General features: G+C 50.6%; 4 protein-coding genes. 2 read left to right on the forward strand and 2 right to left on the reverse strand.

Translation table 11 applies throughout. The features are described 5' to 3' along the window. Both IQ235_RS17540 and IQ235_RS17545 read right to left on the reverse strand, forming a co-directional pair. Nucleotides 1-2,080 (reverse strand): SdrD B-like domain-containing protein (locus IQ235_RS17540; protein WP_264322718.1); only part of this gene is annotated, 2,080 nt, incomplete at its 3' end. Nucleotides 2,081-3,012: 932 nt separating this feature from the next. Next, entirely contained in the window at nt 3,013-4,305 is a 1,293-nt protein-coding gene (locus tag IQ235_RS17545; protein WP_264322719.1) for a CapA family protein, read from the reverse strand. Between the two features lie 152 nt (nt 4,306-4,457). Between IQ235_RS17545 and IQ235_RS17550 the strand changes: the two genes are divergently transcribed. Next, the gene (locus tag IQ235_RS17550) at nt 4,458-5,102 is read left to right on the forward strand and encodes a DUF3038 domain-containing protein (RefSeq protein ID WP_319592617.1); all 645 of its coding nucleotides are present in this window, start codon (nt 4,458-4,460) and stop codon (nt 5,100-5,102) included. A 103-nt stretch (nt 5,103-5,205) separates the two neighbouring features. Next, the coding region (locus IQ235_RS17555; RefSeq protein ID WP_264322720.1) for a DUF4335 domain-containing protein at nt 5,206-5,503 on the forward strand (298 nt) is incomplete at its 3' end.

The raw sequence follows: 5,503 nt of genomic DNA on the forward strand, positions 1-5,503 counted from the left end.
CCGCATCACAGCTCAAGTCTCGTTCCCCCGCCTCCAAGGTGGTGGTGGGCATCAAACCCGTAGCAGCATTGGCATCGGAATCCGATTCGTCGTTTCCAGCGTTGGATTGGGTCAGTTCGTAGCCATCGGGTAGGGTCTGTTTGTCGATACCAATCCGATAAGAACCTTCTTCGAGATCGTCGAACAAATAGTTCCCGTTGCTATCGGTTTGGACACTGTCGATGAGTCCGTTGTTGCCATTGAGCAGGTTGACGGTGACACCAGCGACTCCTTGTTCGCCGTTATCTTGGATACCGTTGTTGTTGGCGTCATTCCAAACCCGATCGCCCAAAGCTCCCAGTTCTCCGGATTGAGGTTCGGGTATAACCATTCCCGCATCCAGAGTTGGATTGTGCTCTCCCGGTTGTAGAGTGACCTTTTGAGTCATCCCGGTGAGGGGGTCGGCATCGGAGTCTGCAGTATCATCGCCAGCAACATTGGCGCTCGTGAACTCGTATCCTTCGGGCTTGGAGAAGGTAACTTGATATTCTTCTAAAGGATTGAGGTCGTCGAAGCGATAGTTACCTTCGGCATCGGTCGTCGTTGTAGCTGTGGTGTCGTCAGCCGTGCCGATGAGACCATCTTCGCCGCCACCAGTGAGAGTGACGCTTACATCTGCAACTCCACCTTCTCCTTCATCCTGGAGACCGTCGCCGTTCGTATCGTAGAAGACCTTGTCGCCCAATGAACTGGGGCCTTGGGTACTGACTTTCGGTCCCACGGTAAAGACCCAGTCGGAGGCTTTGAGATGACCTTCGGCACCGGAGTGGTTGAGCCAACCCCAGCCAGAGATGCCTTCAAACCCTTTGTAGCCCGTCTCGTCGGCGAGGTTCCCGATCGAAAAACTCTGGGGATGCTTGTAGGTTCCGTTTTGGCGACCGGCAAAGTCTACCAAGTCGTACTCTAACTGGTCTCCGTAGAGTTGCTTGATGGTTCCACTGGCGTTACCTTCGTTGGTGGCATCAATCCCGAGGTCATCGTCGCCAGCAATACGATCGAGATCGGTGTAGGTGAAGTCAATCTGCCACCATCCCGACTGATTGGGGTCGTATTCCGTGCCGATGTCCAATCCACCAAAGGCTTGTCCGAAGATATGAACGTTATTGCCTTCGATGGTCATGTACACTTCAGCACCGGGATGCTCGAAGTTGAAGCTGGTGATGTCGTTGTCATCGCCGCTCATCAAACCATCTAGGCGCAACCCGTAGTAAGGAGAGGTGGCGTCGGCATTGGGATGGTTGAAGAGGCGGTAGGTTCCATCTTCGATAACTGGGTTTTCGACGATCCCAGCATCTAAGATCGTGTTGTTTTCTCCAGGATTTAGAGTAACGATTTGAGTCTGACCGTTGCTGTCGGCATCGGAGTCACCGTGGTCGTTGCCTTGGGCATTGGCTTGGGTAACCTCGTACCCTTCGGGCATATCGGAGAAAGTGACTTGATATTCTTCGCCGGGATTGAGTTCGGTAAAGCGATACTGACCGTTTTCATCGGTGGTGGTCGTCGCTGTTGTATCGTCAGCCGTACCGATAACACCATCTGCACCGCCACCTGTTAGGGTGACCGTAACGCCAGCAACACCGGTGTCATTGCCATCTTGCATTCCATTGCCGTTCAGGTCGTAGAAGACTTGGTCGCCCAGGCTAGCGGGTTCGGCACTAATGGGTTGTATTGGGTCTTCCACGACTGGCGGTGCGGGGTCTTCCACGACTGGCGGTGCGGGGTCTTCTACGACTGGTGGTGCGGGGTCTTCCACGACTGGTGGTGCGAGATTTTCCACGACTGGTGGTGCGGGGTCTTCCACAACCGGTGGTGCGGGGTCTTCTTCCCGAGACTCATTTGAGTTCGTAATCGTCTCCCCTTGAGGTTCATTCTCTTCTTCCGGTTTGGCATTACTGCCGCCGACCTTCTCGGAATTGGCTTGAATTAAAAGATTCTTGCCAGAGTTCCCTGAAAGTTCACCGTTCTCGTCAAGACCGAGAATATCTTCTTCGAGATTATTCGAGAACAGATTGTTGTCGTCTATACCGTTAATTTTTGGCATTAGAGTTCACCTATGGAAATTGTAGAGTTCATTTGAATTGGAGCTTGAATCATACGAACTGCCTGCTCCAACTTTCATCCAGTCAGGATTTCACCCACTATTCGACACGCTTTAAACCTGAAGGCAAAAATTTAGATGACGTTCGGCAAATTGCCGAATATTAAGGAAGTCAGATGAATATCGATTCTGGACATTTTTTCAAAAATTGAGCTTTAATTTCAAAATTTGAAATCGAGCAGCCAGAGCTCAAAATGATATCAAGAAAAGTAAGGATGCATGATGAAAGTTATCAACTTAAAAGAAAAATTCTCGACTCCATATTCAAGAGTATTTTTTGAGTCTATTTCAAGTCGTCAAAGGCTATTTTGTGCTTTTCCCTACTAAATAAAATTGTAGGCTTTATTAATTAAAGCTACCAACCAAGTATTTATAAATGTTGTGTAAAGTTATAAGAAATAAGCGCAATAGCTTCATTTCAAGGCTTTTAGACTTAAGTTAAGTATGAAAAACAGATAATAGATTAAAAAAATAAATACTAGAAAAAATGAAAATTCGTGATTTTACGCAGGTAATATTAAAGATAAAAGTGTAAAAGATGAAACCATTAATTCGATCGCAGTTAAATGACCCACACAAAGGGGCGATCGAGGACTCAATTTTTGTGTTGAAGCGAAATGGTAAGGAGGATGCTAAGTGCGGGACAAAACTTGAATGACAAGTGTCGCCCGATGTCCGAAACGATTACCAGATAAAGTTTCGATCGAAATTCAATACACCTTCCCCTGCATATAAGCTTCAGCTTTTTTGTCCTGTACTCAAAGGAGGGTGATGTATTCGGAAACATTTAAAGTAATTGCTTATCAAATGGGGCAATCGATCTCGATCCGATACCCTCTATGGTGGTGTTGGTTACCCCATCCAACTCGATCGGGTTACTTAATATTCGAGTAAGCCGCGCGAACTTGCGGATTGACGCCACTTTGCCAAACCGAATCGCTGGTAAGCTGCCAGTTGAGGTTTGCAGGCACGGCAGAGGGATCGGGAGCACCACCAAAGTAAGCAGTCACGCGATCGAGTGCTATGGGAATAATTTGCACTTGGCGCAATTTCATCGTATCGATATCGAACAATACTCGACCGATAATATTAGTTGCCCTCGGGTAAAGTGCCGGATGAATGAAATTTCCCAAACTCTCGAACAAAACGCCCTGCTTGCCCGTCGGCGATTCGACGACCCGCACGGGGGCCCAAACGTGGGGACCATGTCCGAAAACCACATCGCCATTGTAATAAGTGAGGAAATTCACCCCGAGATTCACTAATTCCTGTTGAGTTTCGTCCGTCCAACTGTGGATGGAGAGAATGCGAAGATCCGCATCGGCATCCCGGAGCGATCGCAGTACCGTTTTTTCGTCAAATTTACAGGTGACGTAGGTGCAGTCTCCCTCGGCAAGATAGAGACTGGCAAAGGCAACTTTGAGATCTCGCCCTTTCACATTTAGCGTTGTGACACTGGCTTCCTTTTGCTCGCCAACTCCGTGCCAAAGCCAATTTGCCCCCATTTCTCGGCTCAATCGTTCCATATGCAAAGACGAAACCAATGCCCCATCTTTGCCATCTTCCGCACTGGGGCAATCGCGGGTGTGGTTGTTCGCCAAGCCAATCAGGTTAAATCCCCGCTGGTAGATTTCGCTCATATTATCGGGATGGGAGACAAACGCAAAAGCGCCCGGATTTAAGGGAGCCCAAAATTCATTGCACCTCAAGCCGATTGTACTTTCCCAATTAATAAAGGATAAATCCCCTCGATAGGATTTCCCCGTGGGATCGAAACGATCGAGCTGCGCGCCAAAGTTCGCCAGCTCGCCACGGGGGAGAAAATCTGTCAAATTGTAGGGCTGTTGGTGAGTTTCGGCCATTGCCGCATCTCCCACGCCGCGAAGATCGAGAAACTCTGTCGCCCCCGCTGCGTCTAGAGGTACGGGGGGCAGCGCATCTTCGGAATTCGATCGATTGGGTTCGGCGGCAATACTCACCGCCACGACGGAGGTTTCCGGTTCCGGTAGCGCCGCTGCCGTCGGGGTGGGTTCGGGTTCCGGAACCGTCCAAGGTTCTGGCGTCGTTTGAGGAAGAGTTGGTGTTGGCTCGGTTTGCAGACTTGTTGGTGTGGGATCGGGAGAGTCGGCTCGTTCGGTACATCCGATCGCCACAATGGCGACACACACACACAAGAGCGTGGCTGAAAGAGACTTGGTGTTTACCATAAAGCTGCTGTACATTAAATTGTGCGGCTAGTCGGCACGTCGTCAACCCCAAACCCGGTTGGAGAATTCTAAATAGTTATGCCAACACCCTTGACCGATCGTATTTTAAACTTATGCGTCCTTCAATTCAGTTGGCTCCCATGAATGGCGATAGTGGAGCGGGTCAACAAACGCCACTCGCCCCGCCAACTTCCCGGAAGTGGGAAAGCCTACCTCTGAGTACTGCCCCCGATCCGGTGCAGCTCGATAATATTAAAGCCCAAATCGACCTGGTGCTGCTGGCACTGGAAACCCTTGCCGGAATTGGGTCGGAGGAAATCCTTCAGGCAGCAACCCATCTGAATGTCAACACCACGATCGCCGATCGAGTGACGTTGTGGCGGCTGCGGCAGTCAAATCCTCTGCGCAACAGTTCCGGAGGGCGCAAAAAGTTGGATGTGGAAGAAGCGCGATCGCTCGTGGCGATCGTCGCCCATTTGGCCAAGCAGCATCAAGAGTTGATTCGTCGGGCAGTGGCCCTGCTCGAACAGCTTGCCGAGCAAAACCGTCCACCCCACCAAGCGGCACTGTTAGGAGACTATCTCGATGCCTTCACCAATACCTATCAAGAGCGAATGCACGAAGGCGATCGCACCTCTCCCGAACTGCTGGCTCATCTAGCCCTCAAACTGCTAATCGATTTGCTCTTCTACAGCGGCCCCGGTGGCGATCGCCGTCTTTGGTTGGCGCTGCTGGAGCGATCGAGCAAACCGCAGTAACCGACCCTTCAACGGCTTGCAAATACCTGCTCCTTCGACGTTTGAGTTTTACTCTTCCCTTGTTGCCCTCGAATCCATGTTCAACTCCAAATCTCTCAGTCTGATGAACGGGTCGTATCACCTTCGGTACACGCCCCCCACCTGTACCCTAGAAGTTATCGCCAAGCAATCGCCCCTGTCTCGGTGGACGAACCGCCCCGTTCTCAAAAAGCTGCAATTCGAGCTGAGCCTCGACGATCCCAGAGTGCCCGAGGAAAAGCAGATGGTGATTCGAGGCGATCGATCTCAACTCGACATCCTCTACTATGCCGTCAGCAGCTACGTCCAAAATTTGCTGCAACAGTCTCCCGCCCAATTAAATACGGCATTGGAGAGTACCTTGGCAGGGACTCTCCCAGGGA

The sequence above is a fragment of the Zarconia navalis LEGE 11467 genome, assembly GCF_015207075.1.
Classification (GTDB): domain Bacteria; phylum Cyanobacteriota; class Cyanobacteriia; order Cyanobacteriales; family Geitlerinemataceae; genus Zarconia; species Zarconia navalis.